Source organism: Streptomyces sp. ID05-26A, from assembly GCF_033794685.1.
Taxonomy (GTDB): domain Bacteria; phylum Actinomycetota; class Actinomycetes; order Mycobacteriales; family Pseudonocardiaceae; genus Lentzea.
This window is the reverse complement of the sequence record NZ_JARAYZ010000005.1, coordinates 187,862-203,222: the sequence shown is the minus strand read 5'-3', so window position 1 is coordinate 203,222 and position 15,361 is coordinate 187,862. Positions and strand designations below refer to the sequence as shown.

Below are 15,361 nucleotides of genomic sequence, written 5' to 3'. Positions count from 1 at the left end.
CGGATGGCACCGAAGCCTATCGACGGTGGACCCGCAGAGCGCCTGCCGAGCGGGTGAGCGAGGTGCTGCAAGCGAGCGCAAGAAATTGCGTACACTTGCGCCATGACGCAACGGAGGCTGGCCGAGGTCGCGGCCAAGGTCGGGGTCAGCGAGGCCACCGTCAGCCGGGTGCTGAACGGCAAGCCAGGAGTCTCGGACGCGACGAGGAGTGCCGTCCTCACGGCCCTTGACGTGCTGGGATACGAGCGACCGACGCAATTGAGGGGCGAACGGGCGCGGCTCGTGGGCCTCGTTCTGCCCGAGCTGCAGAACCCGATCTTCCCCGCCTTCGCGGACGTGGTCGGCAACGCGCTCGCGCAAAGGGGTTTCACGCCCGTTCTCTGCACCAGGACGGCCGGCGGGGTCACCGAGGCCGAGTACCTGGAGCTGCTGCTGGAGCAGCACGTCAGCGGCATCGTGTTCGCCGGTGGGCTGTACGCGCAGAAGGACGCGAGCCATGGGCACTACCAGCAGATGATGTCCCGGAAGTTGCCTACGGTGCTGGTCAACGCCGCTATAGACGATCTGGCGTTTCCGCGGGTGTCGTGTGACGACGCGGTGGCCGTGGAGCAGGCGTACGGGCATCTCACCTCCCTTGGGCACAAGCGGATCGGGGCTGTGCTCGGGCCGTTGGACCACGTGCCGAGCTTGCGCAAGCAGCAGGCGCTCGACCGGTGTGGTGGTGCGGATGTCGAGCACGCGATGTTCAGCCTCGAAGGTGGGCAGGCTGCGGCCACCAAGCTGGTGCAGCGCGGGGTCACGGCGATCATCTGCGCCAGCGACCCTCTCGCACTGGGTGCGATCAGGGCCGTGCGCAGGGCCGGGCTGGACGTTCCCAAGGACGTGTCGATCATCGGGTACGACGACTCCGCGTTCATGACCTGCACTGATCCGCCTCTCACGACTGTGCGGCAGCCCATCGAGGCGATGGGGCGGGCGGCCGTCGAGTTGCTGGCCAACCAGATCTCCGGCAACGCGGTGGCGCCGGACGAGTTGCTCTTCGAGCCCGAGTTGGTGGTGCGGGCGTCCAGCGCGCCGGTGAGGTAACGAACGCAGTCAGCTTCTTGCGAGTTTTCGTCTGGATATTGCGTTCAGATGTAACGGCGCCTTATGGTCGCCGTCACATCGACGCGCTCGCGAGAAGGGCGGCCCCACCATGAAGAAGTCCGCTGCCGTGCTGATTGGCGGTGTCCTGGCCCTAAGCTCGGTCGGCTGTGGGAGCGGTTCCACGACCGAGCCCGGCGGCAAGGTCCAGATCAACATCAACGGTCAGCCGCCGCAGACCCAGGCGTTCGACCGCAAGGTGTTCGACGAGGACGTCGCGGAGTTCGAGACAGCGAACCCGGACATCGACCTCGTGCCGCACGAGGGGTTCATGGACCCGAAGACGTTCAGCGCCAAGCTCGCCGGTGGTCAGCTGGAGGACGTCTTCTACGTCTACTTCACCGATCCCGCCGCTCTGATCGCCCGCAAGCAGGCAGCCGACCTGACGGACTACGTCAAGGACGTGCCGCACTACGGCGACCTCAAGCAGGAGCTCAAGGACGTCTTCACGGTCGACGGCAAGGTCTACGGGCTGCCGACGGCCAACTACACGATGGGGCTGCTCTACAGCCGCACCAACTTCACCAAGGCCGGCCTGGACCCCGACTCGCCGCCGAAGACGTGGGACGAGGTGCGCGCGGCGGCCAAGAAGCTCAAGGACGCCGGTGTCACCGGGTTCGCCGAGTACAGCAAGAGCAACCAGGGCGGCTGGCACTTCACGACGTGGATCAAGTCCGTCGGCGGTGACGTCGCGAAGAAGGACGGCGACAAGTACGTCGCCGACTTCAACAACGACAAGGGCAAGGAAGTCCTGCGCAGGCTCAAGGAGATGCGCTGGGACGACAACTCCATGGGCGAGAAGCAGCTTCTGGAGATCGGCGACGTGCAGAACATGATGGGTGCCGGGCAACTCGGCATGTACCTGGCCGCGCCGGACAACGTCGCCGCGATCGTCAACCAGTTCAAGGGCAAGTACGACGACTACGGCCTGGCCGCGATCCCGGAGCAGAAGGGCACCCTGCTCGGCGGCGAGGGTTACATGATCAACCCGAAGGCGACGCCGGAGAAGATCAAGGCGGGCCTGAAGTGGATCCAGTGGAAGTACCTGAACCCGGACCGCCTCGACGTCAACCTGCAGAAGTACAAGGACCGCGGACAGCCCGTCGGCCTGCCGATCCCGCCGATCGCCGACGTCTGGACCGGTGAGCCGCGCAAGAAGCAGGAAGAGCTGAAGGCCAAGTTCGCCACCATGCCGGTGAAGAACTTCCAGGCCTACGTGGACGGTTCGGAGAAGACCAAGGGCTCGCTCGAACCGCCGCAGGCGCAGCAGGTCTACGCGATCCTCGACAGCGTGGTGCAGGCGACCCTGACCAACAAGGACGCGGACCACGCGGCGTTGCTGAAGGACGCGGAGACCAAGGTCAACGCCGTTCTGGCCCAGGTGAAGTAGGTGCGGCGCCACGTCACCGCGTACGGCTTCCTGAGTCTCGCGCTGGTCGTCTTCGCGATCTTCTCCTGGTGGCCCATCGTGCGCGGGGTGGTCCTGAGCTTCCAGCAGGTCAACTTCGTCACGAGTCCCGACTGGGTGGGCTGGGAGAACTTCGAGCGACTCTTCGCGGACCCGCTGTTCGGGGTGGCGTGGCGCAACACGCTGTACTTCACGCTTCTCGCTCTGGTCCTCGGGTTCGGCGTCCCGTTCCTCACAGCCGTGGTGCTCAACGAACTGCGGCACGCCAAGGGCTACTTCCGCCTGCTGGTCTACCTGCCGGTGATGTTGCCGCCGGTCGTCACGGCCCTGCTGTGGAAGTGGTTCTACGACCCGGGACCGGGGCTGTTCAACTCCGTCCTCAGAGGACTCGGACTACCGACTTCGCAGTGGCTCGACTCCGCGGACACCAGCATGATCAGCCTCGTCCTGGTGATCACGTGGGCGAACATGGGCTCGGCGACGCTGATCTACCTGGCGGCACTGCAGACCATCCCCGGTGAGCTGTACGAGGCCGCGGACCTCGACGGCGCGGGGATCGTCAAGAAGGTCTGGCACGTCACGATCCCGCAGACCAAGTTCGTGATCCTGATGCTGCTGCTCCTGCAGGTCGTCGCGACCATGCAGGTCTTCACCGAGCCGTTCATCATGACCGGCGGCGGGCCGGAGGAGTCCACGGTCACCGTGCTGCTCCTGCTGTACCGCTACGCCTTCTACTACAACGACTTCGGCACCGCGAGCGCGCTGAGCCTCATCCTCTTCGCGGTGCTGGGCGTCTTCTCCTTCCTCTACCTCAAGATCACCAGGAAGGCCGACGCATGAGGACTCTCACCAGGGGCACCGGCCCGCTCTACTGGGTCGTCCTCGCCGGCACGCTGGTCCTGTTCACCGCGGCGTTCCTGCTCCCGCTGGTCTGGGTGCTGCTCGGCGCGTTCAAACCGCCGGCGGAACTGGCCCAGCAACCACCGACGATCCTGCCGGAGACGTGGGAACCGGGCGCGTACGTCGACGCCTGGAACTACATGGAGCTCGGCAAGTTCTTCGTCAACACGCTCGTCGTCGCGATCGGCGCGTGGGCCGTGCAGATGGCCGTGATCGTCCCCGCGGCCTACGCCCTGTCCAAACTCCGGCCGATCTTCGGCAACGTGATCATGGGCCTGATGCTGGCAACGCTGATGTTGCCGTCGACGGCCGTGCTGGTCCCGGTCTACCTCACGCTCACCGACCTGGACCTGCTCAACAACCCGGCGGGCATCTGGTTGCCGGCCGCGGCGAACGCGCTGAACGTCTACCTGCTCAAACGCTTCTTCGACCAGATCCCGGAAGAGCTCCTCGAAGCGGCCAGGATCGACGGCGCGAACACGTGGACGACCCTCGTCCGCATCGTGCTGCCGATCTCGCGCCCCATCCTCGCCGTCGTCTCGATCTTCGCGGTCGTGGCGGCGTGGAAGGACTTCATCTGGCCGCTGCTCGTGTTCCCCGATCCGGCGAAGCAGACGCTCAGCGTTGCGCTTCAACGCTTCGCGCCGGACACACCGATCAACCTCCTGCTCGCGGGCCTCGTGCTGGCGAGCCTGCCGATGGTGGCGCTGTTCCTGGCGTTCCAGCGGCACATCCTCGCGGGGCTCACCGCGGGCGGCGTAAAAGGCTGAAAGGACACCAGATGAGTTGGTGGCGCAACGCATCCATCTACCAGGTCTACCTGCGCAGCTTCGCGGACGGCAACGGTGACGGCATCGGCGACCTCGCCGGCCTGCGCGCCAAGCTCCAGCACATCGCGAGCCTCGGCTTCGACGCGATCTGGCTGAACCCGTGGTACCCGAGCCCGCTCGCCGACGGCGGCTACGACGTGGCGGACTACCGCGACATCGAGCCGGTGTTCGGGTCGCTCGCGGACGCCGAGAAGCTCATCGCGGACGCGCACGGCCTGGGCATCCGGATCATCATCGACCTCGTCCCGAACCACAGCAGCGACCAGCACCCGTGGTTCAAGGACGGCCTGTGGGACCGCTTCCACGTGCGGGACTCAGAGGAGATCCCGAACGACTGGCAGTCGCGCTTCGGCGGCCCGGCGTGGAGCAAGCTCGACGACGGCCGCTGGTACCTGCACCTCTACGCCGCCGAGCAGCCGGACTTCAACTGGGAGAACCCGGTCGTCCACGACGAGTTCGAGGACATCCTGCGGTTCTGGCTCGACCGCGGCGTCGACGGCTTCCGCATCGACGTGGCCGACGGCCTGGTCAAGGACTTCACGAAGCCCGACGCGGACCTCCCGTACTCCGACCAGGACGGCGTGCACGACATCTACCGCCGGTGGCGCCAGATCGTCGACGAGTACGACGGCGACCGCATCCTCGTCGGCGAGATGTGGCTGCCGGACCCGGTCCGGTTCGCCCGGTACCTCCGCCAGGACGAGATGCACAGCGCGTTCAACTTCGACTTCCTCTGCTGCCCGTGGAACGCCGACGAGCTGCGCAAGGTCGTCGACAGCACACTCGCCGCGCACGAACCCGTCGGCGCGCCACCGACCTGGGTGCTCTCCAACCACGACGTCACGAGGCACGTGACCCGCTACGGCCGCGAGAAGACGGGATTCTCCTTCGCGGACAGGCAGCACGGCGCCGCGACCGACTTCGAACTGGGCACGAGGCGGGCACGGGCGGCGATCATGCTCACGGCCGCGCTGCCCGGCGGCGTCTACGTCTACCAGGGCGAGGAGCTGGGACTCTGGGAGGTCGAGGACCTGCCGGACGAGCTGCGCGAGGACCCGGTGTGGCACCGCTCGGGCTTCACCGACCGGGGACGGGACGGGTGCCGCGTGCCACTCCCCTGGTCCACCGAGGACGGCCCGAGCTGGCTGCCCCAACCGGCGAACTGGCAGGACTTCTCGGTCGCGGCCCAGACGGACGACCCTGAATCGATGCTCGCCCTGTACCGCCAGGTGTTCGCGCACCGCCGCGGCATCGACGGCGACCTGGAGTGGCTCGACCTCGGCGAGGACGTGCTGGCGTTCAGGCGCGGCGACACCACCTGCGTCGTCAACCTGTCCGGCGGGCCGATCGAACTGCCGGGCGTGCCAACGTTGTCAAGCGTTCCGCTGGAGGGCGGCAAGCTGCCTGCCGATGCGGCTGCCTGGTTGAGCTGACTCTGAGCGCGGGGTCGTGAGCGGTTGTGGTCGAAAGTCGGCCACAACCGCTCACGCGTTTCTGCCCATATGGGGGCGATACGGGCAGAACCTCACGGGTATTCGGGCGCGCCCGGAATGGTCGACCTGCGTGAACGACCCGTCACGCACTGCGAGACGGGCATAAATCGGGCAGGATCTCACCCAGTTGTGGTGGCGACCACAGTGTTTCCAGGGTGTTTCATCTATGCACGGCCCGAACGGGCAACCCAAGAGCCGAATGGGCAGGTGACATGCGAGCCGAGGAACGCAAGCGCCGCATCCTGGCCAGGGCCCGCGCCGACGGCCGCGTCGACGTGGTGGAGATGGCGCAGGAACTGCGCGTCGCGCCCGAAACGGTCAGGCGGGACCTGCGTGTGCTCGACGAGCACGGTCTGGTGCGACGCACGCACGGTGGTGGTGTGCCGGTCGAGAGCGCCGGCTTCGAGACAGGGCTCCGGTTCCGCGCCGGGTCGCACGTCCCGGAGAAGCGGCGCATCGCGAAGGCGGCCGCCGAACGTCTCGACGACGCCGAGACGGTGTTCATCGACGAGGGCTACACGCCGCAACTCGTCGCGGAGGCGTTGCCCACCACCAACCCGCTCACGATCATCACCGCGTCGCTGCCGACCGCGGCGGCGATGTCCGAGCACCCGTCGTGCACCGTCCTGCTGCTGGGCGGTCGCGTCAGGGGCCACACACTGGCCACTGTGGACCACTGGACCACCAGGATGCTCGGCGAGATGGTCATCGACCTGGCTTACATCGGTGCGAACGGGATCTCCCGCGAGCACGGCCTGACCACGCCCGACCCCGCGGTCGGCGCGGTGAAGGCCAAGGCGCTCAGCGCTTCCCGGCGCAAGATCTTCGTCGGGACGCACACGAAGTTCGGCGTCTCCAGCTTCCACCGGTTCGCCGAGGTCTCCGATCTGGAGGCGGTCGTCACCGACAGCGGCCTCACCACGCACGAGGCCCACCGCTACACGTTGCTCGGCCCCAAGGTCATCAGAGCCTGACTCACCCTCACACATTTGGGCACGCACATCCCCCGGTCTTCAGCGCGCCCAAAAACCCTTGAAAGGAACCGACGATGTCGTCGATTCGCACACTCGGAGCCGCCACCGCCGTGTTGCTGCTCGCGTCCGCCTGCTCGGGAGCAGGCGGCGGGGGCGGTGGCGAGAACTCGGTGAACGTCCTGATGGTGAACAACCCGCAGATGCAGGACCTGCAGAAGCTCACCGCGGACAACTTCACGAAGGACACCGGCATCAAGGTGAACTTCACCGTGCTGCCCGAGAACGACGTCCGGGACAAGATCAGCCAGGATTTCTCCAGCCAGGCCGGTCAGTACGACGTCGCGACGATCTCCAACTACGAGACGCCGATGTTCGCCAAGAACGGCTGGCTCGCACCGATGGACGACTTCGTGTCCAAGGACAGCGGGTTCGACCAGGCAGACATCCTGGAGCCGATCAGGCAGTCGCTGACCGCGGCGGACGGCAAGGTCTACGCGCAGCCGTTCTACGGCGAGTCGTCGTTCCTCATGTACCGCAAGGACATCTTCGAGGCCAAGGGCGTCACGCTGCCCGAGAAGCCGACCTGGCAGCAGGTCGCGGAGGCGGCGGCGAAGGTCGCGACGCCCGAGGTCCGCGGCATCTGCCTGCGCGGCCAGCCGGGCTGGGGCCAGGTCATGGCGCCGCTCACGACGGTCGTGAACACCTTCGGCGGCACGTGGTTCACCAAGGACTGGCAGGCGCAGGTCAACGCGCCGGAGTTCAAGGAGGCCACCAAGTTCTACGTGGACCTGGTGCGCAACCACGGTGAGGCGGGCGCCCCGCAGGCCGGTTTCGCCGAGTGCCTCAACAACATGACGCAGGGCAAGGTCGCGATGTGGTACGACGCCACGGTCGCCGCCGGCCTGCTCGAGGCCGACGACTCACCGATCAAGGGCAAGCTCGGCTTCACCCAGGCGCCGGTCGTGAAGACCGACAGCTCCGGCTGGCTCTACACCTGGGCGTTCGGCATCCAGAAGGCCTCGAAGAAGCAGGACAACGCCTGGAAGTTCATCTCGTGGGCGTCCGGCAAGGGCTACGAGGAGCTCGTCGGCAAGAACCTCGGCTGGTCGAAGCTCCCCGACGGCAAGCGCTCGTCGACCTACCAGCGTCCCGAGTACAAGCAGTCCTCCGGCAGCTTCTCCGCGATGGCCGAGGCCGCGATCAAGGGCGCGAAGCCGCTCAACCCCGGTGTGCAGGAACGTCCGGCCCCCGGCATCCAGTTCGTCGGCATCCCGGAGTTCACCGACCTCGGCACCCAGGTGTCGCAGCAGATCAGCTCGGCGATCGCCGGTGCGGTCACGGTGGACGACGCGCTGAACAACGGTCAGGGACTCGCCGAGAAGGTCGCCGCGAAGTACAAGGGGCAGTGACATGGCTGTCATAACGAGGGAGCGGCCGGTCGTCGACCGGCCGCCCCCCGTCCCCCGCCGGAACTACTCGAAGTGGGCGCGGCGAGGGCCCCTGCTGCCCGCCCTCATCTTCCTGATCATCGTGACGCAGCTGCCGTTCGTGGCGACGCTGGTGATCTCGTTCATGAAGTGGAACTCGCTCGACCCCACCAACCGCGGGTTCGCCGGGTTCGACAACTACGTCAACGTCTTCACCGACCCCGACCTGCGTTCCTCGGTCGTCAACACGATCGTGCTCACGGCGTCGGTGGTGCTGATCAGCCTGGTCCTCGGGCTCGGCCTGGCGTTGTTGCTGGACAAGAAGTTCAAGGGCCGCGGGTTCGTGCGCACCATGCTCATCGCGCCGTTCCTCGTGGTCCCGGTGGCGGCGGCGCTGATCTGGAAGCACGTGCTCTACAACCCGGAGTACGGCCTGTTCAACGGAATCCTGAACTGGCTGGGCTTCGACGCCCAGCCGGACTGGATCTCCACCATGCCGATGAGCGCCGTCGTGCTGTCGCTGGTGTGGCAGTGGACGCCGTTCATGATGCTGATCCTGCTGGCGGGCCTGCAGTCCAAGCCGATCGAACCCGTCGAGGCCGCGACGATCGACGGCGCCTCGTCGTTCCAGATCTTCCGGTACCTGACGTTCCCGCACCTGCGCCAGTACCTGGAGCTCGGCGGACTGCTCGGGTCGATCTACATCGTGCAGAACTTCGACGCGGTCTTCACGATCACGTCCGGTGGTCTGGGCACGGCGAACCTGCCGTACATGATCTACCAGACCTTCTACCAGGCCCACGAGTACGGCGAGGCCTCCGCGGCCGGCGTCATCGTGGTGGCGGGGTCGATCCTGATCGCGACGTTCGCGCTGCGCACGGTGTCGTCGCTGTTCAAGGAGGAGAAGCGATGAACAGGATCTGGGGAGTGCTGGCCTGGTTCTCCGGCCTCGTGTTCTTCGCGCCGGTGGCCTGGATGTTCCTGACGTCGCTGCACAGCGAGTCGGACGCGGCGACGAACCCGCCGTCGCTCACGGCGCCGCTGACGCTGGACGGCTACGCAGAGTTCTTCGACGCGGGCGCGTGGCCGCCGCTGATCAACTCGTTCAGCGCCTCGATCGGATCGACGATCATCGTGCTGCTGCTGGCGATCCCGGCCGCGTACGCGTTGTCGATCAAGCCGGTGGAGAAGTGGACGGACGTCCTGTTCTTCTTCCTCTCCACCAAGATGATGCCGGTCGTCGCGGCGCTGCTGCCGATCTACCTGATCGCGCAGTTCTCCGGGATGCTCGACAACATCTCGTTCCTCACCCTGCTGTACTGCTCGATGAACCTGCCGATCGCGGTGTGGCTCATGCGGTCGTTCCTGGCCGAGGTCCCCAAGGAGATCCTCGAAGCCGCCTCGATCGACGGTGCCGGGCTGGTCACGACGCTGCGCCGGGTGGTGGCTCCGATCGCCATGCCGGGCATCGCGGCGACGGCGTTGATCTGCTTCATCTTCAGCTGGAACGAGTTGCTCTTCGCACGGGTGCTCACCGGTGTCGTCGCCGGCACCGCCCCCGTGTACCTCACCGGGTTCGTCACCTCCCAGGGCCTGTTCCTGGCCAAGGTGTGCGCGGCCGCGGTCGTGGTGTCTCTGCCGGTGCTCATCGCCGGGTTCGCCGCCCAGGACAAGCTCGTCCAGGGCCTTTCGTTGGGAGCGGTCAAGTGAAAGCAGCAGTGATCACGGGCGTCGGGTCCGTCGAGGTGACCACTGTGGACGATCCCAAGTGCGGTCCGCGCGAAGTGGTCGTGGACGTGGCGGCCTGTGGTCTTTGCGGAACGGACCTGCACATCCTGCAGGGCGAGTTCGCGCCGACGCTGCCGGTCGTGCCGGGCCACGAGTTCGCCGGCACGATCGTCGAGATCGGCGCGCAGGTCACCGAGCTCTCCGTGGGTGACCGGGTCGCCGTCGACCCGTCGCTCTACTGCCACGAGTGCCGGATGTGCCGCAACGGCAAGAACAACCTCTGCGAGCGCTGGGCCGCCATCGGCGTGACGACGGCCGGTGGCGCGGCGGAGTTCGCGGTGGCGCCCGTCGCGAACTGCGTGAAGCTGCCCGACCACGTGCGGCTCGAGGACGCGGCGCTGATCGAACCGCTGTCGTGCGCGGTGCGCGGTTACGACGTGCTCAGGTCCCAGATGGCGTCCCGGGTGCTGATCTACGGCTCGGGCACGATGGGCCTGATGATGCTCCAGCTCGGCAAGCTCACGGGCGCGTCGTCGATCGAGGTCGTGGACCTCAACGAAGAGCGGTTGAAGACCGCCGTCCAGCTCGGCGTCACGGGCGTCGCGACCTCTGCGGACGAACTGGACCGTCCACAGGGCTGGGACGTCGTCATCGACGCCACCGGCAACGAGAAGGCCATCCAGGACGGCATCAACCGGGTCGCGAAGGGAGGCACCTTCCTCCAGTTCGGAGTCTCGGACTACTCGGCCCGCGTGACCATCGAGCCGTACAAGATCTACAACCAGGAGATCACCATCACCGGCTCGATGGCGGTGCTGCACTCGTTCGAACGGGCGGCGGACCTGTTCGCGACCGGAGTACTCGACCCCGAGATCTTCATCAGTGACAGGGTGCCGCTGGACGGTTACGCGAAGGCGTTGGACCAGTTCAAGGCGGGTGTGGGCCGCAAGATCCAGGTCCTGCCGTGAGCTGATCCGAGAAAGTTCTCAGAAGTTCGTGGGCACTCGTGTATCCAGACGAGTGCCCACGACTCCTTCCAGGCATGTCGAAGTCCGGGCAGAAAGTAACGCCGCCGTACTTTTCGCACATGTCCGACGAAGAGCTCCTCGCCTGGTACGCGGAGCTCCAGGTGCGCGCGATGAACGCGCCGCCTGAGGACGTCGATTTCGATCACACCCACAAGCCCGCCGAACCGAGGACCGTGGAAGAGCTGCGTCACCGGATCATGACGTTCCAGGGCTGGCCGGGAGGCCTGTCCACCCTCGACGACGGTTCTCCGTTCCACAACCTGTGGCACTGGCTCAGCGACTGACCCGCCGCGAGGTCACTCTCGCGCGGGTCGTCGGCGTTCTGGTGGCCGCCTGTGTGCTCTACGCCGTGGTGCACACGGTGGTCACCGGCGCCGTCTCACATCCGCGGAACTGGCTGGTCGCGTTCGCCTGCACCCTGCTCGGGGTGCGGGTGATCGGCCACGTCCGCAGGTCGTCCGTCGGCTGGCTGCTGCTGACCATGGGCGTGTTCGGCGGTGTCGCCGTCGCGATCGCGGGTCAGCCGGAAGATCATCCAGCCCGATGGGTCGAGGCGTGGGTCTGGTGGCCCACGTACGCGCTGTTGCCCCTTGTGGCACTGGTCTTCCCGAACGGCAAGCCCCTGAGCAACCGCTGGTGGATCGCCATCGGCGCGTCGCTGTTCAGCGTTGTCGCCGGCACCGTCGGCATCGCCTGGGCCTCGTGGGGTGATCCCGCGTCTTTCCGGCAGTCGGGCGAGGGCGGGGTCGCGAAGACGATCACGCTGATCGCCGTGATGGTCGCCGGAATCTCGGTGCTGGCGGCGGTCGTGTCCTTGGCTCTGCGGTGGCGGAGGGCTGAAGGGGACGAGCGCCGGTCGCTCGTGTGGGCGTTCGCGTTGCTGACGCTGGCCGTCGTGGCGACCGTGGTGGAGACGACGGACGGGCACGTCGCGTGGATCGTCGGCGTGCTGGCGTTTCCGGCTGCCGCAGTCATCGCGATCGTGCGGTACGGGCTCTACGACATCAGTCTGCTGATCCACCGCTCGTTGCTCTACGGCTCGTTGACCGTCGTGCTGCTGCTGGTCTACCTCGGCGTGATGGTCGGGGCGGGCGAGTTGCTGACGGACGACACAGAGGTGATCGGCGTCGTGGCGGCGGGGCTGGCGTTCGCGCCGATTCGCAGCTGGATGCAGCGCAAGCTCGACCTGTGGCTGTACGGGCAGCGCTCTGACCCCTACGCGACGCTGTCGATGTTGAGCGAGAAGCTCGAACGGTCGCAGGACGTGCTTCCGACCGTGGCCCAGACCGTCGCCGAGTCGTTGAAACTGCCGTACGTGGCGATTCGCGGTGGGTCGGTGCTCGCCGAGCACGGACGCAGTCGCGGATGGCCGCAGCTGCGCTTCCCCATGACGTACCGGGGATCTGTTGTCGGGGATCTTGTGGTCGAGCCACGTGCTCCGGACGAACGGTTGAGCGACCGCGAGTTGAACCTGTTGGTGGACCTGGCCCGCTCCACCGCCCCGGCCGCTCAGTCGATCAAGCTGACAGCCGATCTGCAGCTCGCCCGCGAACGGCTCGTGCGCGCCCGCGAAGAAGAACGATTGCGTCTCAGGCGAGACCTGCACGACGGCGTCGGACCGGCGTTGGTCGGGATTCGCTTGCAGCTCAAGGCGTTGCGGCGCTCGCTGGGCGACGTGCTCGACCCGGTGCTGGCCGACGTCGACACCACGGCCGTCGAGGTGCGCAGCCTCGTGGACGGCCTGCGACCGCCGATCCTCGACCAGGGCCTGGCGCTGGCCGTGCGCGACGAGGCCGCCCGCTTCAACGGTGACCTGCGGGTTCACGTGGAGGCCGAACCGATCGAGGGGTTGTCCGCCGCGGTCGAGGTCGCCGCCTACCGGATCGTCGCGGAGGCGTTGACCAACACGGCACGGCATTCCGGAGCGTCGACCTGCGTGATCACCGTGCGGGCGGACGGCGACCTGGTCGTGGAGATCGTGGACGACGGACGCGGGGTCGCGGCCGATTCCAAGCCGGGCGTGGGTCTCGACTCGATGCGAGAACGGTGCGCCGAACTGGGTGGATCGTGCACAGTGGGACCCGCGCAACCACACGGCACTCGGGTGGTGGCGCGGATCCCGTTGGAGGCCCAATAGTGGCGGATGCAGTGACGCGCGTGGTGATCGCCGACGACCACCCGGTGTTCCGGCGCGGGCTCAAGGCGTTGCTGGACGGCGAGAACGGCATCTCCGTGGTCGGCGACGCCGCCGACGGCGAGGAGGCCGTCCGCGTCGTCCTCGACCTCGAACCGGACGTCGTCGTGATGGACCTGCACATGCCCGTCATGGGCGGGGTCGAGGCCGCCAAGCAGATCCAGGCGGCCCTGCCGGACGTCGGTGTCCTCGTGCTGACCATGCACGAGGACGACGAACTCGTCTTCGCCGCGATGAAGGCCGGGGCGCGCGGGTATCTCGTGAAGACGACCGACGACGACGAGATAGTGCGCGCCGTGCAGGCCATAGGAGCCGGTGAGGCGATCTTCAGCGCCACCATCGCCCAGCGGATGATGGGCTACTTCACCGCGATCTCGTCGTCCAAGGCGGTGCTGTTCCCCCAGCTCACGGAGCGGGAGAGGGACGTGCTGGAGCTGATGGCGTCCGGCCTCGACAACCCGTCGATCGCCCACCGGCTGACCCTGTCGGGCAAGACCGTCCGCAACCGGGTGTCCGCGATCTTCACCAAGCTCCAGGTGGCCGACCGCGCACAGGCCATCGTGCGGGCCCGCGAGGCGGGACTCGGAAGTCCCTCCTAAGTCGGGACAACGGTCACCTGACGGAGGGACAACGCCCCCGATGGGATCGGCGTATCCGCCGAAGGGGGCCCGATTCGCATGGACATCACCTGGGACGTCGCACACGCGCGGCTCAGCCACGACCGAATGCTGCACATCGCACAGGCGCTCATCTCGATGCGCCCCGAGACAGTCACGCTGGGCGGCGGCGAGCCGCTGGGAGTGCCCGGACTGTTCGAGATCGTCGAACTGTTCCGCACCGCCGGCATCGACGTCGTCCTCCGCACGTCCGGCAAGTCCCTGCACCCGTCGATGGTGCGGACACTGCTCGTGTCGTGCTCACGCATCGAGGTGTGCGCGATGGCGTTCAACCACGCCATGCACGCGTTGCACCTGTTCGACATCGGCGCCGCGAAGCTCTCGTCGCACGCCACGTTCGGCCTCGACGCCACCGGCATCCGGCGCGGGTTCGACCGGCTGGAGGACTTCTGCGCCACCACGGCGTTCGAACTGCCCCGGCTGGCGTTCATCGCGTTCAGCGAGACGATCGGCTCGGACCACGCGCAGTACCTGCAGTCGCTGGCGCCTCAGACCGTGCGGGTGACGGTCGAGACCCCGAACACCTCGGTGGTCAGAGCGAGCTGAGCAGGGCACGCCAGGCAGAGGTGGAGAACGCGAGTACCGGACCGCTCGCGTTCTTCGTGTCCCGGACGAGGGTGTTCTGGGCCAGCGACACCTCCACGCAGTTGCCGGAGCCGTTGCCTCCGCTGTAGCTGCTCTTACGCCAAGTCCGTTCCTGGAACATCTGAGTCCTCTCGCAGTGCGCTGATGTAGTCCATCAGCATGCTCCGCGATTGTTCCTCATCCAGAGCGACCGCATCCAGCCGCTGAAAGAGCCTCCTCGCCCGCGCGACAGCGATCTTGTCCTGAGCGAACACCTGAGCCATGTCGGTTTCGCTGAACACGACCGGCGACGCCTTCTCGAACTCGTAGAGCACACACGAGGAGCGGAAGGCGGTGACGTTCGCGGGCACGATCCGAAGGATGTGGGTGTTGAAGAGGAGACGCAGGTACTGGTCTTCACGGACCGACGCGCTGCCCAGCCGCATCCGCAGTGCCAGCTCGTGCACGAAGAACAGGCACTCCGGGCGGCTCGGACGCTTCAGGATCGCCTGACGCTCGATGCGCGCTCGGACGAACTTCTCGATGTCCTCCGGTGCCTCGATGTGGGAATCGACGAACAGTTCTCGTGCGTAGTCCTCGACCTGCACCAGGCCGGGAATCGTCATGATGTCGAGGCTGATGATCTTCGTTGCCATCGCCTCGGTCATCGCGAGTGTCCGCAGGTTGTCCGGCACCTGGGCGAAGAAGAGGTCGAAGGCGTTGTAGTAGCGGCTGCGGAACTCGTTCGCGAAGTCGATGTTCTTGCCACAGGTCGCCAGGTACTGCACGAGGTCGACCTCGCTCGCGCGCACCTTGCCGAGTTCGATGTCGGACACCTTGCTCGGGTCCCAGCCCAGCTGGACGGCCATCGCACGGCCGTGGAACTGGGTGCACGTCTCCCTCAGATGACGTAGTTCGTCACCGAGATCCCGGCTGTACGGGGTGGAAATGATCGAGGTCATGCCCAATGACGGTATGGCTTGGATTTAGTCCAT

At 66.7% G+C, this 15,361-nt stretch carries 16 protein-coding genes; 14 read left to right on the top strand and 2 right to left on the bottom strand.

Annotated features, from left to right (window positions below; all coding sequences use genetic code 11):
* The first annotated feature begins 102 nt into the window (after nucleotides 1-102).
* The 14 genes from PV646_RS35595 (at nucleotide 103) to PV646_RS35530 (ending at nucleotide 14,348) form a co-directional block, all read left to right on the top strand.
* Nucleotides 103-1,086 carry a LacI family DNA-binding transcriptional regulator gene (locus PV646_RS35595; protein ID WP_500346702.1) on the top strand — a complete coding sequence of 328 codons (984 nt, stop codon included), beginning with the start codon at nucleotides 103-105 and terminating at the stop codon, nucleotides 1,084-1,086.
* A 109-nt stretch (nucleotides 1,087-1,195) separates the two neighbouring features.
* Nucleotides 1,196-2,533: an ABC transporter substrate-binding protein gene (locus PV646_RS35590; protein ID WP_500346701.1), complete on the top strand. Its 1,338-nt coding sequence runs from the start codon at nucleotides 1,196-1,198 to the stop codon at nucleotides 2,531-2,533.
* On the top strand, nucleotides 2,534-3,391 hold the full coding sequence (locus PV646_RS35585; protein ID WP_500346700.1) for a carbohydrate ABC transporter permease: 858 nt from the start codon (nucleotides 2,534-2,536) through the stop codon (nucleotides 3,389-3,391).
* Nucleotides 3,388-4,221 (top strand): carbohydrate ABC transporter permease, encoded by an 834-nt coding sequence (locus PV646_RS35580; RefSeq protein ID WP_500346699.1) that lies wholly within the window; start codon nucleotides 3,388-3,390, stop codon nucleotides 4,219-4,221. Before PV646_RS35585 ends, PV646_RS35580 begins: the two co-directional genes overlap by 4 nt.
* 11 nt (nucleotides 4,222-4,232) lie before the next feature.
* Nucleotides 4,233-5,714, top strand: coding sequence for a glycoside hydrolase family 13 protein (locus PV646_RS35575; protein ID WP_500346698.1), 1,482 nt, complete (start codon nucleotides 4,233-4,235; stop codon nucleotides 5,712-5,714).
* A 272-nt stretch (nucleotides 5,715-5,986) separates the two neighbouring features.
* Complete coding sequence (locus tag PV646_RS35570; RefSeq protein WP_355298771.1) at nucleotides 5,987-6,748, top strand: DeoR/GlpR family DNA-binding transcription regulator; 762 nt, start codon at nucleotides 5,987-5,989, stop codon at nucleotides 6,746-6,748.
* A 74-nt stretch (nucleotides 6,749-6,822) separates the two neighbouring features.
* A complete protein-coding gene (locus PV646_RS35565) occupies nucleotides 6,823-8,157 on the top strand; it encodes an ABC transporter substrate-binding protein (protein WP_500346697.1) in 1,335 nt (444 codons plus the stop codon).
* Between the two features lies 1 nt (nucleotide 8,158).
* Nucleotides 8,159-9,088, top strand: coding sequence for a carbohydrate ABC transporter permease (locus PV646_RS35560; protein ID WP_500346696.1), 930 nt, complete (start codon nucleotides 8,159-8,161; stop codon nucleotides 9,086-9,088).
* On the top strand, nucleotides 9,085-9,885 hold the full coding sequence (locus PV646_RS35555) for a carbohydrate ABC transporter permease (RefSeq protein ID WP_500346695.1): 801 nt from the start codon (nucleotides 9,085-9,087) through the stop codon (nucleotides 9,883-9,885). The genes PV646_RS35560 and PV646_RS35555 overlap by 4 nt, the downstream gene beginning before the upstream one ends.
* A complete protein-coding gene (locus PV646_RS35550; protein ID WP_500346694.1) occupies nucleotides 9,882-10,871 on the top strand; it encodes a zinc-dependent alcohol dehydrogenase family protein in 990 nt (329 codons plus the stop codon). The genes PV646_RS35555 and PV646_RS35550 overlap by 4 nt, the downstream gene beginning before the upstream one ends.
* A 119-nt stretch (nucleotides 10,872-10,990) precedes the next feature.
* A complete protein-coding gene (locus PV646_RS35545) occupies nucleotides 10,991-11,215 on the top strand; it encodes a hypothetical protein (protein WP_500346693.1) in 225 nt (74 codons plus the stop codon).
* Nucleotides 11,194-13,068: a sensor histidine kinase gene (locus tag PV646_RS35540; protein ID WP_500346692.1), complete on the top strand. Its 1,875-nt coding sequence runs from the start codon at nucleotides 11,194-11,196 to the stop codon at nucleotides 13,066-13,068. Before PV646_RS35545 ends, PV646_RS35540 begins: the two co-directional genes overlap by 22 nt.
* Nucleotides 13,068-13,724 (top strand): response regulator transcription factor, encoded by a 657-nt coding sequence (locus PV646_RS35535; RefSeq protein WP_500346691.1) that lies wholly within the window; start codon nucleotides 13,068-13,070, stop codon nucleotides 13,722-13,724. The genes PV646_RS35540 and PV646_RS35535 overlap by 1 nt, the downstream gene beginning before the upstream one ends.
* Before the next feature lie 78 nt (nucleotides 13,725-13,802).
* Entirely contained in the window at nucleotides 13,803-14,348 is a 546-nt protein-coding gene (locus PV646_RS35530; protein WP_500346690.1) for a hypothetical protein, read from the top strand.
* Here PV646_RS35530 and PV646_RS35525 read toward each other — a convergent pair.
* Nucleotides 14,335-14,508, bottom strand: a complete 174-nt coding sequence (locus PV646_RS35525; RefSeq protein ID WP_500346689.1) for a DUF397 domain-containing protein — start codon at nucleotides 14,506-14,508, stop codon at nucleotides 14,335-14,337. The two genes, PV646_RS35530 and PV646_RS35525, sit on opposite strands and share 14 nt — an antisense overlap.
* A complete protein-coding gene (locus PV646_RS35520; RefSeq protein ID WP_500346688.1) occupies nucleotides 14,483-15,328 on the bottom strand; it encodes a helix-turn-helix domain-containing protein in 846 nt (281 codons plus the stop codon). The genes PV646_RS35525 and PV646_RS35520 overlap by 26 nt, the downstream gene beginning before the upstream one ends.
* Between the last annotated feature and the right edge of the window lie 33 nt (nucleotides 15,329-15,361).

Bases quoted from the DNA above. Each gene is read 5' to 3' on its own strand.
- PV646_RS35595 (WP_500346702.1), top strand. From the start codon at position 103: ATGACGCAACGGAGGCTGGCCGAGGTCGCGGCCAAGGTCGGGGTCAGC.
- PV646_RS35565 (WP_500346697.1), top strand. From the start codon at position 6,823: ATGTCGTCGATTCGCACACTCGGAGCCGCCACCGCCGTGTTGCTGCTC.
- PV646_RS35525 (WP_500346689.1), bottom strand. From the start codon at position 14,508: ATGTTCCAGGAACGGACTTGGCGTAAGAGCAGCTACAGCGGAGGCAAC.
- PV646_RS35575 (WP_500346698.1), top strand. From the start codon at position 4,233: ATGAGTTGGTGGCGCAACGCATCCATCTACCAGGTCTACCTGCGCAGC.
- PV646_RS35520 (WP_500346688.1), bottom strand. From the start codon at position 15,328: ATGACCTCGATCATTTCCACCCCGTACAGCCGGGATCTCGGTGACGAA.
- PV646_RS35580 (WP_500346699.1), top strand. From the start codon at position 3,388: ATGAGGACTCTCACCAGGGGCACCGGCCCGCTCTACTGGGTCGTCCTC.
- PV646_RS35560 (WP_500346696.1), top strand. From the start codon at position 8,159: ATGGCTGTCATAACGAGGGAGCGGCCGGTCGTCGACCGGCCGCCCCCC.
- PV646_RS35555 (WP_500346695.1), top strand. From the start codon at position 9,085: ATGAACAGGATCTGGGGAGTGCTGGCCTGGTTCTCCGGCCTCGTGTTC.
- PV646_RS35530 (WP_500346690.1), top strand. From the start codon at position 13,803: ATGGACATCACCTGGGACGTCGCACACGCGCGGCTCAGCCACGACCGA.
- PV646_RS35590 (WP_500346701.1), top strand. From the start codon at position 1,196: ATGAAGAAGTCCGCTGCCGTGCTGATTGGCGGTGTCCTGGCCCTAAGC.
- PV646_RS35570 (WP_355298771.1), top strand. From the start codon at position 5,987: ATGCGAGCCGAGGAACGCAAGCGCCGCATCCTGGCCAGGGCCCGCGCC.
- PV646_RS35545 (WP_500346693.1), top strand. From the start codon at position 10,991: ATGTCCGACGAAGAGCTCCTCGCCTGGTACGCGGAGCTCCAGGTGCGC.